The organism is Candidatus Frackibacter sp. WG13 (assembly GCF_900114655.1).
Lineage (GTDB): Bacteria > Bacillota > Halanaerobiia > Halobacteroidales > Acetohalobiaceae > Frackibacter.
The window spans coordinates 1-17323 of record NZ_FOTT01000002.1; the positions used below are offsets into that span (position 1 = coordinate 1).

General features: G+C 36.0%; 16 protein-coding genes. 14 read left to right on the forward strand and 2 right to left on the reverse strand.

Annotated elements, in window-relative coordinates; translation table 11 throughout:
• Positions 1 to 708, reverse strand: a 708-nt coding sequence (locus tag BM077_RS01565; RefSeq protein ID WP_177188337.1) for a UPF0236 family transposase-like protein, incomplete at its 3' end; no start/stop codon positions are given.
• A gap of 128 nt (positions 709 to 836) precedes the next feature.
• Here BM077_RS01565 and grdA point away from each other — a divergent pair.
• From grdA to grdD, 8 genes are all read left to right on the forward strand, one after another.
• The gene (gene grdA / locus BM077_RS01570) at positions 837 to 1304 is read left to right on the forward strand and encodes a glycine/sarcosine/betaine reductase complex selenoprotein A (protein ID WP_090095108.1); all 468 of its coding nucleotides are present in this window, start codon (positions 837 to 839) and stop codon (positions 1302 to 1304) included.
• Between the two features lie 210 nt (positions 1305 to 1514).
• Positions 1515 to 2840 (forward strand): glycine/sarcosine/betaine reductase component B subunit, encoded by a 1326-nt coding sequence (locus tag BM077_RS01575; RefSeq protein ID WP_089747999.1) that lies wholly within the window; start codon positions 1515 to 1517, stop codon positions 2838 to 2840.
• A gap of 29 nt (positions 2841 to 2869) precedes the next feature.
• Positions 2870 to 4183, forward strand: a complete 1314-nt coding sequence (gene grdH, locus BM077_RS01580; RefSeq protein WP_089747997.1) for a betaine reductase selenoprotein B — start codon at positions 2870 to 2872, stop codon at positions 4181 to 4183.
• Positions 4184 to 4249: 66 nt separating this feature from the next.
• Complete coding sequence (locus BM077_RS01585) at positions 4250 to 5743, forward strand: glycine betaine uptake BCCT transporter (protein ID WP_089747995.1); 1494 nt, start codon at positions 4250 to 4252, stop codon at positions 5741 to 5743.
• Positions 5744 to 5864: 121 nt separating this feature from the next.
• Positions 5865 to 7064, forward strand: a complete 1200-nt coding sequence (trxB, locus tag BM077_RS01590) for a thioredoxin-disulfide reductase (protein ID WP_089747994.1) — start codon at positions 5865 to 5867, stop codon at positions 7062 to 7064.
• Positions 7065 to 7121: 57 nt separating this feature from the next.
• Complete coding sequence (gene trxA, locus BM077_RS01595; RefSeq protein WP_078811149.1) at positions 7122 to 7439, forward strand: thioredoxin TrxA; 318 nt, start codon at positions 7122 to 7124, stop codon at positions 7437 to 7439.
• Between the two features lie 35 nt (positions 7440 to 7474).
• Positions 7475 to 9016 carry a glycine/sarcosine/betaine reductase complex component C subunit beta gene (gene grdC / locus BM077_RS01600; RefSeq protein WP_089747992.1) on the forward strand — a complete coding sequence of 514 codons (1542 nt, stop codon included), beginning with the start codon at positions 7475 to 7477 and terminating at the stop codon, positions 9014 to 9016.
• A gap of 29 nt (positions 9017 to 9045) precedes the next feature.
• A complete protein-coding gene (grdD, locus tag BM077_RS01605) occupies positions 9046 to 10206 on the forward strand; it encodes a glycine/sarcosine/betaine reductase complex component C subunit alpha (RefSeq protein WP_090003388.1) in 1161 nt (386 codons plus the stop codon).
• Positions 10207 to 10318: 112 nt separating this feature from the next.
• Here grdD and BM077_RS01610 read toward each other — a convergent pair whose 3' ends face one another.
• A complete protein-coding gene (locus BM077_RS01610) occupies positions 10319 to 10987 on the reverse strand; it encodes a TetR/AcrR family transcriptional regulator (protein ID WP_089747988.1) in 669 nt (222 codons plus the stop codon).
• Between the two features lie 366 nt (positions 10988 to 11353).
• Between BM077_RS01610 and BM077_RS01615 the strand changes: the two genes are divergently transcribed.
• From BM077_RS01615 to BM077_RS01640, 6 genes are all read left to right on the forward strand, one after another.
• Positions 11354 to 12769 (forward strand): trimethylamine methyltransferase family protein, encoded by a 1416-nt coding sequence (locus BM077_RS01615; protein ID WP_089747986.1) that lies wholly within the window; start codon positions 11354 to 11356, stop codon positions 12767 to 12769.
• Between the two features lie 107 nt (positions 12770 to 12876).
• Entirely contained in the window at positions 12877 to 13512 is a 636-nt protein-coding gene (locus BM077_RS01620) for a corrinoid protein (protein WP_090095110.1), read from the forward strand.
• Between the two features lie 101 nt (positions 13513 to 13613).
• Complete coding sequence (locus tag BM077_RS01625; protein WP_089747982.1) at positions 13614 to 14411, forward strand: methyltetrahydrofolate cobalamin methyltransferase; 798 nt, start codon at positions 13614 to 13616, stop codon at positions 14409 to 14411.
• A gap of 121 nt (positions 14412 to 14532) precedes the next feature.
• On the forward strand, positions 14533 to 16077 hold the full coding sequence (locus BM077_RS01630; RefSeq protein WP_176941603.1) for a glycine betaine uptake BCCT transporter: 1545 nt from the start codon (positions 14533 to 14535) through the stop codon (positions 16075 to 16077).
• Between the two features lie 208 nt (positions 16078 to 16285).
• The gene (locus tag BM077_RS01635; protein WP_089747979.1) at positions 16286 to 16756 is read left to right on the forward strand and encodes a cytochrome c3 family protein; all 471 of its coding nucleotides are present in this window, start codon (positions 16286 to 16288) and stop codon (positions 16754 to 16756) included.
• Positions 16757 to 16955: 199 nt separating this feature from the next.
• On the forward strand, positions 16956 to 17312 hold the full coding sequence (locus tag BM077_RS01640) for a hypothetical protein (protein WP_089747977.1): 357 nt from the start codon (positions 16956 to 16958) through the stop codon (positions 17310 to 17312).
• Positions 17313 to 17323: the final 11 nt, after the last annotated feature.

The following is a 17323-nucleotide window of genomic DNA, read 5'->3' on the forward strand; positions in this document are numbered from 1 at the left end:
CCAAAGTTCTTCGGATTCTTTGTAAACACCTGAAAAATAGTACTTATTCTTTAATTTATTTCTATCTCCCAACTCTTCTATACCTTCGTGAACATATACTAACTTAGGTACAGATTTATTTCCGTTTTGTAAGGAAACATGATCTTCATCTGCTTCTATATATAGACACTTTACTTCTCTCTTTTCTTCTACTTCATTTAAAATATCATTTTCTATTCTTTTCAGCTTTCTTATCTTATTCATTACTGTTTGATCACTTATTTTCAAGTTATCAACTGCTTCTTTTCCGCTTTTAGCATATGAAGTTTTAGCTGCTAAATCTACTAGTTTAGCTTCTAAGGAAGAGTCCATCCTTTGATGAGGGCTTATCCCTAACTTATCATCTACAAGATGACTATAACCTTTATCTCCTTTAGATTTATAATATGTCCTTTCGTATTTAACTTCACCAAACTTAGTCATTAATGTTTTGGGATTATCATTTTGTTCAACTACCCATTCTTTTTTCCGTTTTGAACTCTCTTTTATTACTTCATCTGCTGTTTCTATGACCCATTTGCAAAGCTTAATGCCTAACTTATCAAGTTCCTCCTTTAGAATTTCTACCAACTCTGAAATATCCTTATCAGATCTTAATATAATTTCTTTTAAAAATTCTTCTAATTTACCACTGACATTTTCACTAAAATCCTGTATAATAGTATCCATAAGAGACTCCCCTTTCTTGATTTGTATTTGTTGTAGTTAACAATATTTTATCAAAAAGGGAGTCTCTTTTCTATTTTTATTTTAAAATTGTCCTATAGTAATTTTACACTATGATTGGAGGTGGAATTATGTTAGAAGGGAAGAAAGTCGCAATTATTGGCGATCGTGATGGAATTCCAGCTCCTGCAATTCAAGAATGTATCGAAACAACTGGAGCCGAAGTTGTTTTTGGCTCTACGGAGTGTTTCGTCTGAACTGCAGCGGGAGCTATGGACTTGGAGAACCAAAAGAGGATTCAAAAACTTGCTGAAGAGCATGGAGAAGAAAATTTAGTAGTAATCTTAGGTGGCGCAGAGGCAGAAGCTTCTGGTTTAGCTGCTGAGACTGTTACTAATGGAGATCCTACTTTTGCCGGTCCATTAGCAGGGGTCCAGTTAGGACTCAGGGTTTATCACATTTTAGAGCCAGAAATCAAGTCTGAAGTTGATGAAGATGTTTATGAAGAACAGATTAGCATGATGGAAATGGTTCTAGAAGTAGATGAGATTGTCGATGAAGTTAAGTTATATCGTGATAAATATTGTAATTTTGATTAGAATGGAGTCATGTAGACAATAAATTGCCCTTAAGGGCAATAGTTGCCATAATCGCAAATGTTGCCCACAGGGGCTAATTAAGAGTTTTAAATTTATATTTTTGACTAGTAAGTGCAAAAAATCACATTCACAAAGTTTGATTTTATAGAAGATAAGGTAATGATACTAATAAGAGAAAGATGGACACAAAGAGAAAGGGGTGGAGTGCTAATGCGTTTAGAGATTGGAAATTTTCCCGTTGAAGATATAGTCTTCGGCGAAGAAACTAGTTATAACGATGGTTTACTTACTATTAATAAAGAAGAAGCCCTAGAAGTTGTAAAAGAAGATGAGCATATTACAGAAGCTGATTTAGTAATTGCTCGACCAGGTGAAGAGAAACGAATTGTTCCAGTTAAAGAAGCAATCGAACCTAGATATCGCCTTAATGGAGATGCTACTTTTCCTGGAGTAACAGGTAAGGTAGAGAGTGTTGGCGAAGGTAGAACAGTAGCCTTAAAAGGATGTAGTGTATTAGCTGTTGGTAAACACTGGGGTAGTTTTGGTGATGGATTAATCGATATGAGTGGTGAAGGCGCTAAGTATACTTACTTTTCTAAGTTAGTAAATGTCTGTTTAGTAGCAGATACAGATGAAGAGTTTGAAAGAGAAGAGCAACAGAAGAAGAATCATGCTATTAGATGGGCTGCCCATAGGTTAGCTGAATATTTAGGTGAAACAGTGAAAGATTTAGAGCTTAAGGAGGAAGAAGTCCTTGAATTAGAGCCGATTACTAAACGTTCGCAAGATGTAAATGACTTACCATCAGTTGTATATGTTATGCAGCCGCAATCCCAAATGGAAGAATTAGGATATAATGATTTAGTATATGGTTGGGATGCAAATAGAATGCTGCCAACTCTTATGCATCCTAACGAAGTATTAGATGGAGCAATAATTTCGGGTAGCTTTATGCCTTGCTCTTCTAAATGGTCGACGTATGACTTTCAGAATTGCCCTACGATTAAGAGGTTATATGCAGAACACGGCAAGACAATTAATTTCTTAGGTGTAATCATGTCCAATCTAAATGTAGCAATGGATCAGAAAGAGAGAGCAGCTATGTTTGTACAGCAGATAGCAAAATCATTAGGTGCAGATGCTGCTATTTTAGCTGAAGAAGGTTATGGTAATCCAGATGCTGACTTTATTGCTTGCTTTGCTGCCTTAGAAGATGCTGGTGTAAAGACAGTAGGGATGACTAACGAATGTACCGGTCGAGATGGACAGTCACAACCGTTAGTAACCTTAGATGAACGCGCTGATGCAATTGTTTCCTGTGGAAATGTGTCAACATTAATTAAATTGCCACCAATGGAAACCGTAATTGGTGAATTAGAGGCTTTGGCCCGTGATGGTTTATCAGGTGGTTGGGCTGATGATGAAAAATTAGGTCCTTCTGTAAAAGAGGATGGTTCAATTATTATGGAGAATAATTCAATGTTCTGTGGAGATCAAGTGCTTGGCTGGTCGCCTAAGACAATGAAGGAGTTTTAATTTAAATACTTAAGGAGGTGTACTAACTTATGAAGAAAGCAATTATATATATAAATCAATTTTTTGCAGGAATTGGTGGTGAGGAAGAAGCTGACCATCAACCTGAAATTAGAGAAGGTTTAGTTGGACCAGCAATGTTATTAAATCAATTATCAGATGCAGAAGTAACAGATACAATCATTTGTGGCGATAACTTTATGGGATCAAATGAAGAGGAAGCTGTAGAGAAAATATTAGGATTTTTAGAAGATAAAGAGTTTGATATCTTCTTTGCCGGACCAGCTTTCCAGGCTGGTAGATACGGAAATGCTTGTGGTGTTATCGGTAAAGCAGTAAAAGAAGCGTTTGATGTACCGGTTATTTCTTCAATGAATGAAGAGAATCCAGGTGTCGATATGTTTAAGAAAGATATCTATATCTTCCCTGGTGGAAAGAGTGCAGCTAAGATGAAAGATGATATGGCTAAGATGGCTGAACTTGGGAATAAGATATTAAATGGAGAAGGGCCACTTACTGCTGAAGAAGAAGGTTTCTTTACTCGTGGAATTAGACATCAAGTCTGGTTAGAAGATAGTAAACCAGCAGCTGATCGAGCAATAGAGATGTTACTTAAGAAAGTGAATGGTGAAGAGTTTAAATCTGAGCTACCTATACCTAAGATTGATAGAGTACCAATTGCTGAGCCAATTAAAGACTTAAGCGAGGCTACTATAGCTCTTGCTACTTCTGGTGGTATTGTACCGGTAGATAATCCAGATAAGATTCAGTCGGCATCTGCTACTAGATGGGGCAGATATAGTGTAGAAGGCTTGGATAATCTACCTAATAGAGAAGCTGGAGAGTTTAAGACTATTCATGCCGGTTATGATCCAGCGGCAGCTGATGCTAATCCTGATCGTGTTGTACCATTAGATGCTCTTAGAGCATATGAAGAGGAAGGACGAATTGGTAAAGTACACGAGTATTTCTATACAACAGTTGGAACAGGAACTACTGAAGCAGAAGCGGCTAGAATGGGTCAAGAAATGGTAGAGTATATGAAAGATGAAGGCGTAGATGCTGTAATTTTAACATCTACTTGAGGTACTTGTACTCGTTGCGGTGCAACGATCGTAAAAGAAATTGAAAGAGCCGGTATTCCGGTTGTACAGATGGCTAACTTAATACCAGTAGCGGAGACTGTTGGTGCTAATCGTATGGTTCCGACTATCTCTATTCCGTATCCTCTTGGAGACCCAGAAAGCTCTGAAGATGAACAATGGAAACTTCGTTATCATCGAGTTGGAGTTGCTTTAGAAGCACTTGAAACTGCTATTGATGAACAGACAGTATTTGAAGTTTAAATAATTAAGAATTCTGCCTCTCTTTGTTAATACTTAGGGGGGTAGAATTCTAAAAAAGGAGAGGATATGATGGAAGTAAAAAGGAAGAGTAAGAATCAGGTCTTTTATACTGCCTTAATAGTAGTCTTTGCCATTGTTGCTTGGGGCTTATTTATGCCAAAAAACTTTGAAAGTACTGCTAATAGTATATTTGATTTTTTAGTCGGTAATTTTGGCTGGTTCTACCTATTGTCAATGTCTTCTTTTGTAATCTTTTCAGTTTGGATTGCTTTCAGTAAATATGGTAAGATAAGGTTGGGGAAAGATGGTGAGGAGCCAGAATATAGCACGATCTCTTGGTTTGCTATGCTCTTTAGTGCTGGTATGGGAGTTGGGTTAGTATTCTGGGGAGTAGCTGAGCCTTTAAATCACTTTGTAAATCCCTTAGGTTTAGAAGGAGGCACATCAGCTGCTGCTGACTTTGCAATTAAGAAATCTTTCTTTCATTGGGGGTTACACCCATGGGCTAACTATGCAGTCTTTGCGTTAGCTTTAGCATATATGCAGTTTAGAAGAGATAAACCTGCTCTTGTTAGTAGTATCTTCATTCCGTTAATAGGTGAAGAAAGAGCCGCAGGAACGATAGGGAAACTTGTTGATATTCTTGCTATATTTGCAACGGTTGCTGGAGTTGCAACTTCCTTAGGAATGGCTACCTTACAGATGACTAGTGGGTTCAATTACTTATTTGGTGTGCCCGAGACTGACTTAGTAAGAATAATTATTATTGGGATTGTTACCGTCTTATTTATGCTTTCGGCAGTAACTGGATTAGATAAAGGGATTAAGATATTATCTAATGCTAACATTACCTTGGCGGGTATTTTAATGGTATTAGGATTAATTCTTGGCCCTACAGTATTGATCATTAATAACTTAACTAATGGAGTTGGGATGTACTTAAGCTCATTAGTAAGAGATAGCTTTAAGATTTCAAGTGATCCTTGGTATGGCTGGTGGACTATCTTCTATTGGGCTTGGTGGATTGCTTGGGCTCCATTTGTTGGAACTTTTATTGCCCGAATTTCGCGAGGTAGGACGATTAAAGAGTTTATTGGTGGAGTGCTTTTAGCACCTACTCTTGCTTCATTTATCTGGTTTGCTATCTTCGGGACATTAGGTATTAATACTGGTATGGATGTAGCATCTGAAGCTATCAAATCTACTTCAACCGCTTTCTTTGTGGTACTTGAAAACTATCCGATTGGAAATATCATATCATTCATTGCTGTAATCCTATTGTCAACATTCTTCGTGACATCAGCAGATTCAGCCACATTCGTTTTAGGGATGATGTCTTCTAACGGAGACTTAAATCCAACTACTAAACGAAAAGTAACGTGGGGCTTTATTCAATCTGGACTAGCTGTAACTTTAATGTTAGCTGGTGGTTTAGAAATGTTGCAGACTGCTTCGATTGCAGCGGCTTTTCCATTTGCTTTCGTAATGTTATTTGGGATGGTGTCATTAGTTAAAGCATTGAGACAGGATGTTAGGAAAGATAGTATAGGAAAGGCTTAGATGAGATGGAAATAAAATAGAACGCAAGTAGGGGACGAGGCTTCGTCTCCTACTGAATGGGCTAGTGGTAATCATGATTACCAAAACTCTTATTTAACCGATCATAAAAGGAGGGTGCTAAATGAGCAAAAAGTATGATGTTATTATTGTTGGCGGTGGGCCGGCTGGTTTGTCGGCGGCTGTTTATGCTTCTCGTTCTAAGTTAGATACTTTGCTATTAGAACAGAATCGTAAAGTTGGAGGTCAACCAACAACTTATGAAGAGATGGAGAACTATCCTGGAGTTCTTGATACTACTGCACCAGAATTAGTAAAGAATTTTAGAGAGCATGCAGAAAAGTTTGGAACTGAAATTGAACGTGGAGAAGTAAAAGATGTTAGCCTTGATGGAAGAATTAAGAGTGTAACAACTAAAGATGGCAAGGAGTATAGGGCTAAAAGCGTAATAATTGCTACTGGTGCTGAGCCAAGGAAGTTAGGTGTCAAAGGGGAAGCAGAGTTTAAAGGTAAAGGAGTTTCTTATTGTGCAACTTGTGATGCAGATTTCTTCGTTGACTTAGAAGTTGTAGTTGTTGGTAATGGGAACTCAGCTATTGAAGAAGCGATTTATTTGACTAAGTTTGCAAGTAAAGTAACTGTGATTGTTATTCATGAAGAAGGAGTTATGGATGCTGAGAAGATTTTGCAGGAAAGAGCTTATAGTAATGATAAGATCGAATTTGTTTGGAATTCAACTTTGGAAGAAGTTAAAGGTGAAGGATTAGTAGATACAGCAGTTCTTAAGAATATCAAGACTGGTGAAACCACTGACCTATCATGTGATGGAATCTTTATCTTCATTGGTAGAGTCCCTCGAATTGATTTTGTAGAAGAAGAGTTAGAACTAAATGAAAATGGATATATAGAAGTTAATAGTGAAAGGTTAGATACTAATATTTCAGGAGTTTATGCAGCAGGGGATGTTAGAGATAAATATTTACGGCAGGTTATAACTGCTGCTAGTGATGGAGCTGCAGCAGCTATGGCAGCGGGAGGTTATATTGAAGAAGAGGACTACTGGCAAGAGAACGTATTAGAAACAGAAGAGACAGTCTTAGTAGCATTTTGGAGTCCGACGAATGAAGAGAGCTTAGAAGTAATTAATAGATTGGAGAAGATAGGCTTAGATGCTAAGTTAGTGAAGATTGACACTTATAAGAATACATTAGTTTCCGAGCGTTATGACGTGAATGAAATTCCTACAGTTCTTAAGATTGAAGATGGTGAGGTTGTAGATAGAACTGTTAATCCTAAGTTAGAAGAGATTAATGAATTTATTTAATTTATAAAATTAAATGTAATAATAATCTATTTTAATAATCTAAAGGAGGCTAAAATTATGTTAGAAGTAAATAAAGAAAACTATGAAGAAGAAGTATTAAATGCTGAAGGTGTTGTTATGGTTGACTTTTGGGGAGAAGGCTGTGAACGTTGTTTAGAACTAATGCCTGATGTAGAAGCTTTTGCTGAGGAGTATGGTGATAAGATTAAGTTTGCTAAATTAAATATTAAAGGGAACCGACGATTAGCTATGAGTCAGCAGGTTATGGGATTACCATCGATGGTATTCTATGTTGATGGAGAAAAGAAATCACATTTAAGTGGAGATGAGTTGACAGCGGAAGAGATTGAAGAAGAGATTAAAAAATATCTTTAAAAAGAAGGTTTCTAATTAAAACGGAGGTGTAAAAATTGACTTCACCAGTTATTAAAGGTACTAGCTATGTTTTAGTTCATGCGACTAATAACCTATTACATCATGGTTCTACACAGGTTATGGAACGAGATAAAGATGCTAATAGTGAATATTTAAAGGAGTTACCTGATTTTTTAAGGAGTTATGAAGATGTAGTAGCTTATGGTCCAAACCAAGCTTATATTGGTAATATTTCTGTAGAAGAGTTAGAGGAAATGGACCAACCTTGGTATGAAAATTCTATTGCTGAGGCAGAACGTCTTAGTGACTGGGGAGAGATCATGCCTGAGGATGAGTTTTATGGTATGTTAAAGATAGTTGATGCTTTTGATTTAGTAAAATTAAGTGATGAATTTGCTAATAAAGTAAAAGAAAAGTTAGCGGGACATTCATTGTTGACAAAAGACCATATAGAAAAGATTATAGGTGTAGAAAGTGAAGTTATCAAAGAGACAGTAGATGAAGATACAGCTGAAGCACTCTTTTTAGATGATGAATTAGTAGGCTGTGTTAAGCAAGCTCATGACACAGATATTAATCTATCAGCTCATGTTATGTTAGAAAATTTAGTAGTTAAAGCATCTGGTGTACTTTCATTACTTCATTTAGGAAAACAAGATGGAGTTAACTTAGAAGAAGTAGATTATGTAATTGAAGTTTCAGAAGAAGCTTGTGGTGACATTAATCAGCGTGGTGGAGGTAACTTTGCCAAAGCTATTGCGGAAATAGCTGGTTGTGAGCAGGCTACTGGTTCTGATACTCGTAGTTTCTGTGCTGGCCCGACTCATGGTTTAATTAATGCTGCTGGCTTAGTGAAGTCAGGTATCTATGACAATGTAGTAGTAGTTGCAGGTGGTTCTACAGCTAAGTTAGGTATGAATGGGAAAGATCATGTAAATAAAGAGATGCCGGTATTAGAGGATTGTTTAGGTGGTTTTGCAGTCTTGATTAGTAAAGATGACGGGGTGAATCCAGTTATTCGTACAGATGCTATTGGTAGACATAAGGTAGCAACTGGTTCATCACCACAGGCGGTAATTAGTTCTTTAGTTACTGAACCTTTAGATGATATTGGTCTGCAGATTACTGATATTGATAAATATTCAGTAGAAATGCAGAATCCAGAGATTACTAAGCCGGCAGGTGCTGGAGATGTACCGGCTTCTAATTATAAGATGATTGCAGCCTTAGGTGTTAAGCGAGGCGACTTAGAGCGTAGTGATCTTATGAATTTTGTTGAAGAACATGGTATGCCTGGATTTGCACCAACCCAGGGGCATATTCCATCTGGCGTACCTTTCATTGGTCATGCTCGTCAAATGATGAATGCTGGTGAAATCGAAAAGGCTATGATTATTGGAAAAGGTAGTCTATTTTTAGGAAGAATGACTAATTTATTTGATGGTGTTTCTTTCATTATTGAACAGAATAAAGGAGCTAGTGAAGAGACAACGGCTGTCGGTGAAGATGAGATTAAGGGTGTAGTTGCTGAGGCTATGCGTAGCTTATCGCAAGCATTATTAGCTGAAGAAGAATAAGAAATGGCACATTATTAGGAGGTGAACAGATGACTACTGAAATTGCAAAGAAAAAAGTAGCTAAAGTATTTGACCAGATTGCCGATGCTCTTGAATCAGGGGTATACGGTGAAAAGACTAAGATAGGAATTACTACTTTAGGAAGTGAACATGGTGTAGAAGAAGTAATAAAAGGGGCAGAATTAGCAGCAAAACAGTCTGCAGACATTGAAGTAGTACTAATTGGTCCTAAAGTTGATACTGACCTCTCTCTTATTGCTGAAACAGACTGTGCTGAAACAGCTCATCAAAAGATGGAAGAATTACTACAAGTAGGAGATATTGATGCCTGTGTTACTAACCATTTTAATTTTCCAATTGGCGTTTCTACTGTAGGAAAAGTTATTACTCCAGGCAAAGGGGAAGAGTTAATTATAGCTACTTCTACTGGAACTTCAGCAACTGACCGGATTAGTGCTATGATAAAAAATGCTCTTTATGGTATTATTGCTGCTAAGGCTACTGGAGTTGAAGAGCCCACAATTGGAATATTAAATGTTGATGGTGCTCGACAAGTGGAGAAGGCTTTAAAAGAGTTAGATGAAAATGGTTATAAGATTAATTTTGCGGAATCGATTCGGTCAGATGGTGGTTGTGTCATGCGCGGGAATGATCTTTTAGTAGGCGCTGCTGATGTAATGGTAACTGACACTTTAACAGGAAACTTATTAATGAAATTGTTTTCTGCTTTTAATACTGGTGGAAGTTATGAAGCATTAGGTTATGGCTATGGTCCTGGAATTGGCGAAGATTATGACCAAATTATTAATATTATTTCTCGTGCTTCTGGAGCTCCTGTAATTGCGGGGGCTATAAGATATGCTGCTGATGCAGCCCAAGGAAAGATTATTAAGGTTACTACAGAGGAATTTAAAGCAGCAAGAGATGCTGGATTGGATGAAATAATAGCTAATATTGAAAGTAGTGATGTTGAAAAAACAGATAAAGAAGTCTCTCCACCGCCTGAAAAGACAGTAACAGAAGAAATATCAGGACTTGATATTTTGACATTGGATGATGCGATGCATACTTTATGGAAAGAAGGAATATATGCTGAAACAGGAATGGGTTGTACAGGGCCTGTTATCTTAATTGCTTCCGAAGATGAAGAAGAAGCAATTAGAATATTAGAAAAAAATAAATTTATCTAATAATGAATAATCAATAGAATGTTACAATTAATTACGTAATAATTTTAATCAATTAGTTATTAACTTCCCCTATAAGAAAGCGGTATCTCATTAATGAGATACCGCTTTCTGCTTAATTAACTTTAGCTCTTTCATTTACGACCATGCGAATATGTTTCATAGTTCTTTCTACTGCTTTTTCAGTTGAATAATCAATTCTATTATTAATCATCAAAGAAAGCATGCCTTGATAAATTAGTCTAATTAACTCATTAATTTCTTCTGCTTGTTCTTTTGTAAAATATCCAGTTTTAACACATGGCTCAATTAGAATTTCACATCTTTTAGAAAAATCAGATTCCATTAACATTGGAACTAAGTCTTGGGGAGGATCTCCTAAATCATCAGGGAATAGTGAATAATAATCTTTAATTAAATTTTCTGGTTTATCCCCAATATCAGCTGTAAAGATTGCATAATAAAGTTGTGGGTCATCAAAACAATATTCACAGAAGCATTGCCATACTGCTAAAAATTTCTCTAACGGACTATCGGCTTCTGCTATATATTCTGGTATTGCTTGGACATAATCACTAATGAATTTCATAGCAGCAAAAGAGATTAACTCGTTACAATTATCAAAATAGTTATAGATAGTAGCACTATTATAACCAGTAATTTTTGCAACTTCTCTGATTGTAACTCCTTCAATACCTTTTTGTTCAATAATTTGAGCAGTAGCATCAATAAAGAGCCTTAAGGTTCGCATCTTTTTAATATCTTCTTTGTTTACCTTAACCATTTTAAGCACTCTCCTTCATGTTATTTTATATCAAACTTCTCTTTGAAGTCAAGGCTTTCAGTTAGTTTTATTTATTTTATAACTTAATACAAACTAATTGTCTAAAATACCATTTATGCTATTAAATTAACATTTTTTTAAATTTTTACGATAAAAATGCAGGAGTTTTATATAATCATGTTTAATTAATAAACACGGTTATAAAATTATCATGAATAAAGGGCTGCTTATTTTAGGAATACTTTTTAAAGGATCTTTTAATGTAAAGATTCTTAATATTTTGAACTGGTTATATGAGGAGGTGGTGGAATCTCATTACAAGTTATTAATTGGTAAAACTTTAAAAATATAAAGGAGGATTAATACATGATAAATCGCAAATTTTTAGCTCAAGATATTTTGTCGGATGAGGACTTAAATAAGATTCATGAGGCAACTATGAATTTATTAGAAAAGACAGGGATAGAGGTTTTACATGAAGAAGCACGGGAAGTTTTTGCTGAGAATGGGGCGAGAGTAGAAGATACTCGGGTCTATTTATCTCGTGACATTGTAGAAGAATTTCTTGAAAAAGCTCCTTCTTCTTTTACTTTACATGCTAGAAATCCTGAGAATAATGTGACAATTGGTGAGAATAATTCAGTAGTAGTTCCTGGCTATGGAGCACCATTCGTAACTGATATCGATAGTGGCAGAAGAGATTCTAGTTTTGAAGACTATGTTAACTTTACTAAATTAGCTTCAAATAGTGAGAATATCGATATAGTTGGTGGAGTCTTAGTAGAGCCTAATGATGTATCCGATGAGTTGCGACATGCTAAAATGCTTTATACTGGTGCAAAGTATTCAGATAAATGTTTAATGGGAAGTGCATTAGGTAAGAAGAAAGCACGAGACTGTTTTAAAATGGCAAGTATGCTTTTTGGAGAAGATGAGATTATTGATGATAAAGCGCTAGTAATTACTTTAATTAACACTACAAGTCCACTAAAGTATGACTATCGAATGTTAGATTCTTTAATGGAACATGCCAAATATAATCAGGCGGTTGTTGTTGCTGCTTTGATAATGGCTGGTTCTACAGGTCCAATGACTTTAGCTGGAACTTTAACTTTACAGAATGCAGAAGTCTTGGCTGGAGTTATCCTTACTCAGATGGTAAATCCAGGAGCACCAGTAGTCTATGGAACAGCTTCTACGGTAATGGATATGAAGACTGCTAATTTAGCAGTAGGTAGTCCTCAATATGCAAAGATTATAGGCTCTATTGCTCAGTTAGCACGTTATTATGATATCCCTTCGCGAGCTGGAGGTTCAATTACGGATTCGCTTATAGCTGATGCTCAAGCCGGTTATGAGTCTATGTTAACTTTCATGTCTTCGGTTAATCATGGTATTAACTTTATCCTTCATTCAGCAGGCTTATTAGAAAATTACATGACTATGTCATATGAGAAATTCATTATTGATGATGAGATTCTTAGTATGGTAACTGATTATCAAGCAGGTATTGAAGTGAATGAGGAGACAATAGCTAAGGAAGTAATTGAAAATGTAGGGCATGGTGGTCATTATTTAGCAGATCCTCATACTATGAGTCATATGCGTGATTTTAGAGATCCAATCCTTAGTACTAGAGAAGCTTATACTTCTGAAGAGAATCTCGTGCCAGCAGTTAAACGAGCTAATGATAAGTGGAAGAATATTTTGAATGACTTTGAAGCACCGGAATTAGATTCAGAGATTGAGGAGAAGTTACTTAATTATATGGAAGAGTTATAATTTAAGAGGTTAAGGTTGAGGTTAAGGCTAAGGAAAACAACTAACGTAGTGACCTTTCGTAAGGATATGATTAATAATATTTTTATAAAAATCAGGAGGTAATATAGATGAGTAAATTTGAAGAGATAGCTGAAGCGGTAATTAGTGGTGAGGTTGAAAAAGTAGGAGAATTAGCACAGGATTTAGTAGATGAAGGTGTAAAACCAAGTGAGATTATTAAGGAAGGTTTAGTAGCAGGGATGGATGTTGTTGGTGCTAGATTTAAAGCTAATGAAATGTTTGTACCAGAAGTATTGATTTCTGCTAAGTCTATGCATGCTGGAATGGATGTAGTAAAGCCACTTTTAGCTGAAGGAGAGTCTTCATCAGCAGGAACGGTAGTGATAGGGACGGTAGAAGGTGACTTACATGATATCGGTAAGAATTTAGTAGCTATGATGTTAGAAGGGGCTGGTTTTGAGGTAGTAGATTTAGGAGTAGATTTATCAGCAGAAGAATTTGTAGATGCTGTTAAAGAACATAATCCAGAAGTGTTAGGACTATCGGCTCTATTGACTACTACTATGCCAGCTATGCAGAATACAATTGAAGCATTAGAAGAAGCAGGTGTGAGAGACCAAGTTAAAATCATGGTAGGAGGAGCTCCGGTGACCGAAGATTTTGCAAATGAAATTGGCGCTTATGCATATGCGTCAGATGGTAGTGCATCTACTGAATTAGCTCGTGAGTTTGTAGGAGCGTAGGATTAAGGTTAAGGTTTGTAATGGTTTTAATTGATAATTGTCAATCGTCAATTGAATTTTAAACTGATAGTGACAACTAATAAAGAGGGAGTGACGATAAGATGATCGTAATTGGTGAATTAATTAATACTAGTCGTGAGGAAGTAGAACCAGCAGTTAAAGAAAGAGATGTCGAGTTTATTCAGAACTTAGCTAAAGAACAGGAGGAAGCAGGAGCTGACTTTATTGATGTTAATTGTGGGACTTTAATTAAAGAGGAGCCAGAAGCATTAGAATGGTTGGTTAATACAGTACAAGAAGTTGTTGATGTACCATTGTGTATAGATAGTCCGAATCCGGAGGCCCTGGAAAGAGGCTTAGCAGCTCATGAAGGTAAAGCCTTGGTTAATTCAATTACTGCCGAAGGAGATAGATATGATGAGATTTTACCAATGCTTAAAGAACATGATGCGGCAGTAGTTGCTTTGGCTATGGATGATAGCGGTATGCCAAATAATGCTGATGATAGAGTTAGAGTAGCATCTAAATTAATTGATGATTTAACAGCCGATGGGATTGCTTTAGATGATATTTATGTTGACCCTATTATACAGCCTATAGGAACTGATGGTGAGATGGGACTACACATTTTGAATGCTATTGAAGAGATTGCTACTAAATACGAAGGTGTTCATATTACTTGTGGTTTAAGTAATATATCCCATGGATTACCTAAGCGTCAGCTATTGAATCAGGCTTACGTAGTTTTGGCTATGAGTCGTGGTTTAGATAGTGCAATTATGGATCCGTTAGATGATAAGATTATGTCTTTAGCTATAGCATCTGATACCTTATTAGGCAATGATCAATATTGTGCTAACTATATTAAAGCAGCGAAGAGTGAGCGATTAACTATTTAGATTAGATTTGAATTCTGGGGCATTCCCCCCTTAAGCCCCAGAATTTCATTAAATTATTATATAGTAGATGGCTACCATAATAAATCTGAAAATTTTAAAAATTATAAGGAGTGATATGCTAATGGCTAAAGTGAAGAAGAAGGAGACAGATCCAATTGTATTTTGGGTTTCAGTTGCAATCTCTGCTGCATTAGTCATATGGGGAATTCTTGCTACTGAAAGTTTTGGTAAGGCAGTAGATGCAGTATTTAATTTTTTAGTAGGTAAATTTGGTTGGTCTTATTTAGCTTTCGTTTCAATAGTATTAGGGTTAACTTTGGTAGTTGGACTTAGTAAGTTTGGTGAAATTAAGTTAGGTAAACCAGATGAAGAACCAGAATTTAGCACAGGGTCTTGGTTTGCAATGTTATTTAGTGCTGGAATGGGAATAGGCTTAGTATTCTGGGGGGTTGCTGAACCAATTACACATTATGCTAGTCCACCTTTTGGTGAAGGCGAAACGGTTAAATCAGCATTATTAGCTATTCGTTATGCTTTCTTCCATTGGGGTTTGCACCCCTGGGCTTTATTCTCACTATTTGGAATGATAATTGGTTATTTTGGTTTTAGAAGAGGCTTACCACAGTTACCTAGTTGTACTCTTTATCCGTTGATAGGGGAAAAAGGAGTAAAAGGTCCGATAGGTAAGGCATTTGATATTTTAGCTATCTTTGCTACTCTTTTTGGGATAGCAACTTCTCTAGGCTTAGGGGCACAACAGATTAATAGTGGTTTAAACTTCTTATTCAATATTCCGAATAATAACTTTGTAGCTATAATTATCATTGCGGTTATAACTATAATCTTTATTATAGCTACGGTGACGGGGCTAGAAAAGGGAATTAAGTTTGTAGGTAATATGAATGTCAATTTAAGTTTAGTTTTATTAGCAGTTATGATTATTATTGGTCCAACAGTCTTTATCTTCAAATATCTCACAGAGGGTTTGGGGCTATATTTACAGAATATTTTTGAAATGAGTTTCTTTACTAGTTCAGTAGGAGATAGTCAATGGCCAGGCTGGTGGACTATCTTTTATTGGGCTTGGTGGATCTCATGGACTCCGTTTGTAGGTGGATTTATTGCGCGTATTTCGCGAGGACGTACTATCCGTGAGTTTGTTGTGGCTACATTATTTGGACCTACTATTCTAAGCTTTATTTGGATAGCAACTATGGGTGGTTCTGCTATTTGGCTAGAACGATTTGGAGCAGGTGGAATTGTAGAACCGGTACAGGCTGATATAGCTTCGGCTTTCTTCGTTACCTTAGGTAAGTTTCCACTTGGAGGAATTACAAGTATTATAGCAACTATTCTAATTGGAACTTACTTTATTACTTCAGCTAATTCGGCTACTTTTGTAATGGGGATGTTAACTTCTTATGGAGATTTAGAGCCTTCAAGAAATGTTAAGATTACTTGGGGAGTCTTTGAAGGCTTAATTGCAGCTATATTATTATTAGCCGGTGGACTTTCAGCTTTACAGACAGCAGCAATTGCTTCGGCTTTTCCATTTATGATCTTTATGTGCTTCTCTATTTGGGCTTTTCTTAAGGTGTTACAAGAAGACCATAGAGCACTAGAAAATGGAGAGTTTATAGGAACTATAGATTTTAAATTTGAATAAATGATAAAAGCTTCTGGTTAATAGCCAGGAGTTTTTTGTTAAAGTTCATTAATAGTTGATAGTGAAGCCCAGAAAAGTACTTTCGAATTAGAAGCAGAGTTTATCGTAGGCTTGCGTCCCCCCTAATACATCAAGAATAAAGATGAAGAGGATTTAATATATATATATATAATAAGTAGTTAAATACAAGTAAAAAGGGGGAACAAGGTTGAAAAGAAGAATAACATTAATAGCTTTAATGTCAGTTTTAATGTTACTATTTGGAGGTCAAGCTCTAGCTGGTGAAATTAAATCTACAGGACATCCTTTGAATGGATGTTCAAGTTGCCACCTTCCTCATGGTGCTCATGGTGATAAACTTTGGACTTTTACTCCAAACCTACAGACTCAGAAAGGAACTAAACTGATCTCTATTAATGCCCTTTGTTATAGCTGCCATGATGGAACAATTACTAGTAAAGGGAAAGACTTTTTTGATAATCTAAAGACTACTCATCCTGTTGGCGTGAAAATACCTGACTACATGACAATTCCTGATGATTTTCCTCTCGATCACAAAGAACGAATGACTTGTGGAACCTGTCATAATCCTCATAATTCAGATGCTGAAAGTTACTTAAGAGTTTCAAATAAAACAGGGAAGTTGTGTGTGTCTTGTCATGTTAATCAAGGGGAATAAGAAATTAAATATTAGATTTAAATTATTGTATTCAAGGGGACTAAAGAGTTCTCTTGAAATTTTTTATTACTTGCTTATCATCTTTTGTTAAAACTTGAAATCACAATATAAATATTGTATGATATTGTTGAAAGATTGTAATTATATAAGATTAGAAACTAATGCTCAAATCTTTTAAATTATCAAAGGAGGATAAATTATGACCTTGATTCCCCAGTATAAGGTAAGTAAAGTATGGAGAGCTTTAAGTAAGCATTGTAAGGAAAAAGGATGTTTAGAAGAATGTAGTGAGCAATGTAACTTTAGAAAAGCTAAAGAATTTTTGCATCAATTTACAGAGAATGGACGGCAGGTTCATCAAGGTTTATATGATGTTAAATTTCAAAAGGAAACGAGAGAGTTTGATCAGGAAAAAGTAGAAGGATTTTTAAATCAAATAGAAGGCTTATGTCAGAAATGCGGAGAGGAAGAACATATTGAGCAATGCTTTATTAATCGTTCGCGCCAAGCTTTACAATTGATAATCTATGGGAAGACCCGTCCTTGTAATGAATAGAAAAAATCAAA

Coding starts and splice junctions, on each gene's coding strand:
- BM077_RS01575 (WP_089747999.1), top strand. CDS start 1,515: ATGCGTTTAGAGATTGGAAATTTTCCCGTTGAAGATATAGTCTTCGGC.
- BM077_RS01585 (WP_089747995.1), top strand. CDS start 4,250: ATGATGGAAGTAAAAAGGAAGAGTAAGAATCAGGTCTTTTATACTGCC.
- trxB (WP_089747994.1), top strand. CDS start 5,865: ATGAGCAAAAAGTATGATGTTATTATTGTTGGCGGTGGGCCGGCTGGT.
- trxA (WP_078811149.1), top strand. CDS start 7,122: ATGTTAGAAGTAAATAAAGAAAACTATGAAGAAGAAGTATTAAATGCT.
- grdD (WP_090003388.1), top strand. CDS start 9,046: ATGACTACTGAAATTGCAAAGAAAAAAGTAGCTAAAGTATTTGACCAG.
- BM077_RS01610 (WP_089747988.1), bottom strand. CDS start 10,987: ATGGTTAAGGTAAACAAAGAAGATATTAAAAAGATGCGAACCTTAAGG.
- BM077_RS01615 (WP_089747986.1), top strand. CDS start 11,354: ATGATAAATCGCAAATTTTTAGCTCAAGATATTTTGTCGGATGAGGAC.
- BM077_RS01620 (WP_090095110.1), top strand. CDS start 12,877: ATGAGTAAATTTGAAGAGATAGCTGAAGCGGTAATTAGTGGTGAGGTT.
- BM077_RS01625 (WP_089747982.1), top strand. CDS start 13,614: ATGATCGTAATTGGTGAATTAATTAATACTAGTCGTGAGGAAGTAGAA.
- BM077_RS01630 (WP_176941603.1), top strand. CDS start 14,533: ATGGCTAAAGTGAAGAAGAAGGAGACAGATCCAATTGTATTTTGGGTT.
- BM077_RS01640 (WP_089747977.1), top strand. CDS start 16,956: ATGACCTTGATTCCCCAGTATAAGGTAAGTAAAGTATGGAGAGCTTTA.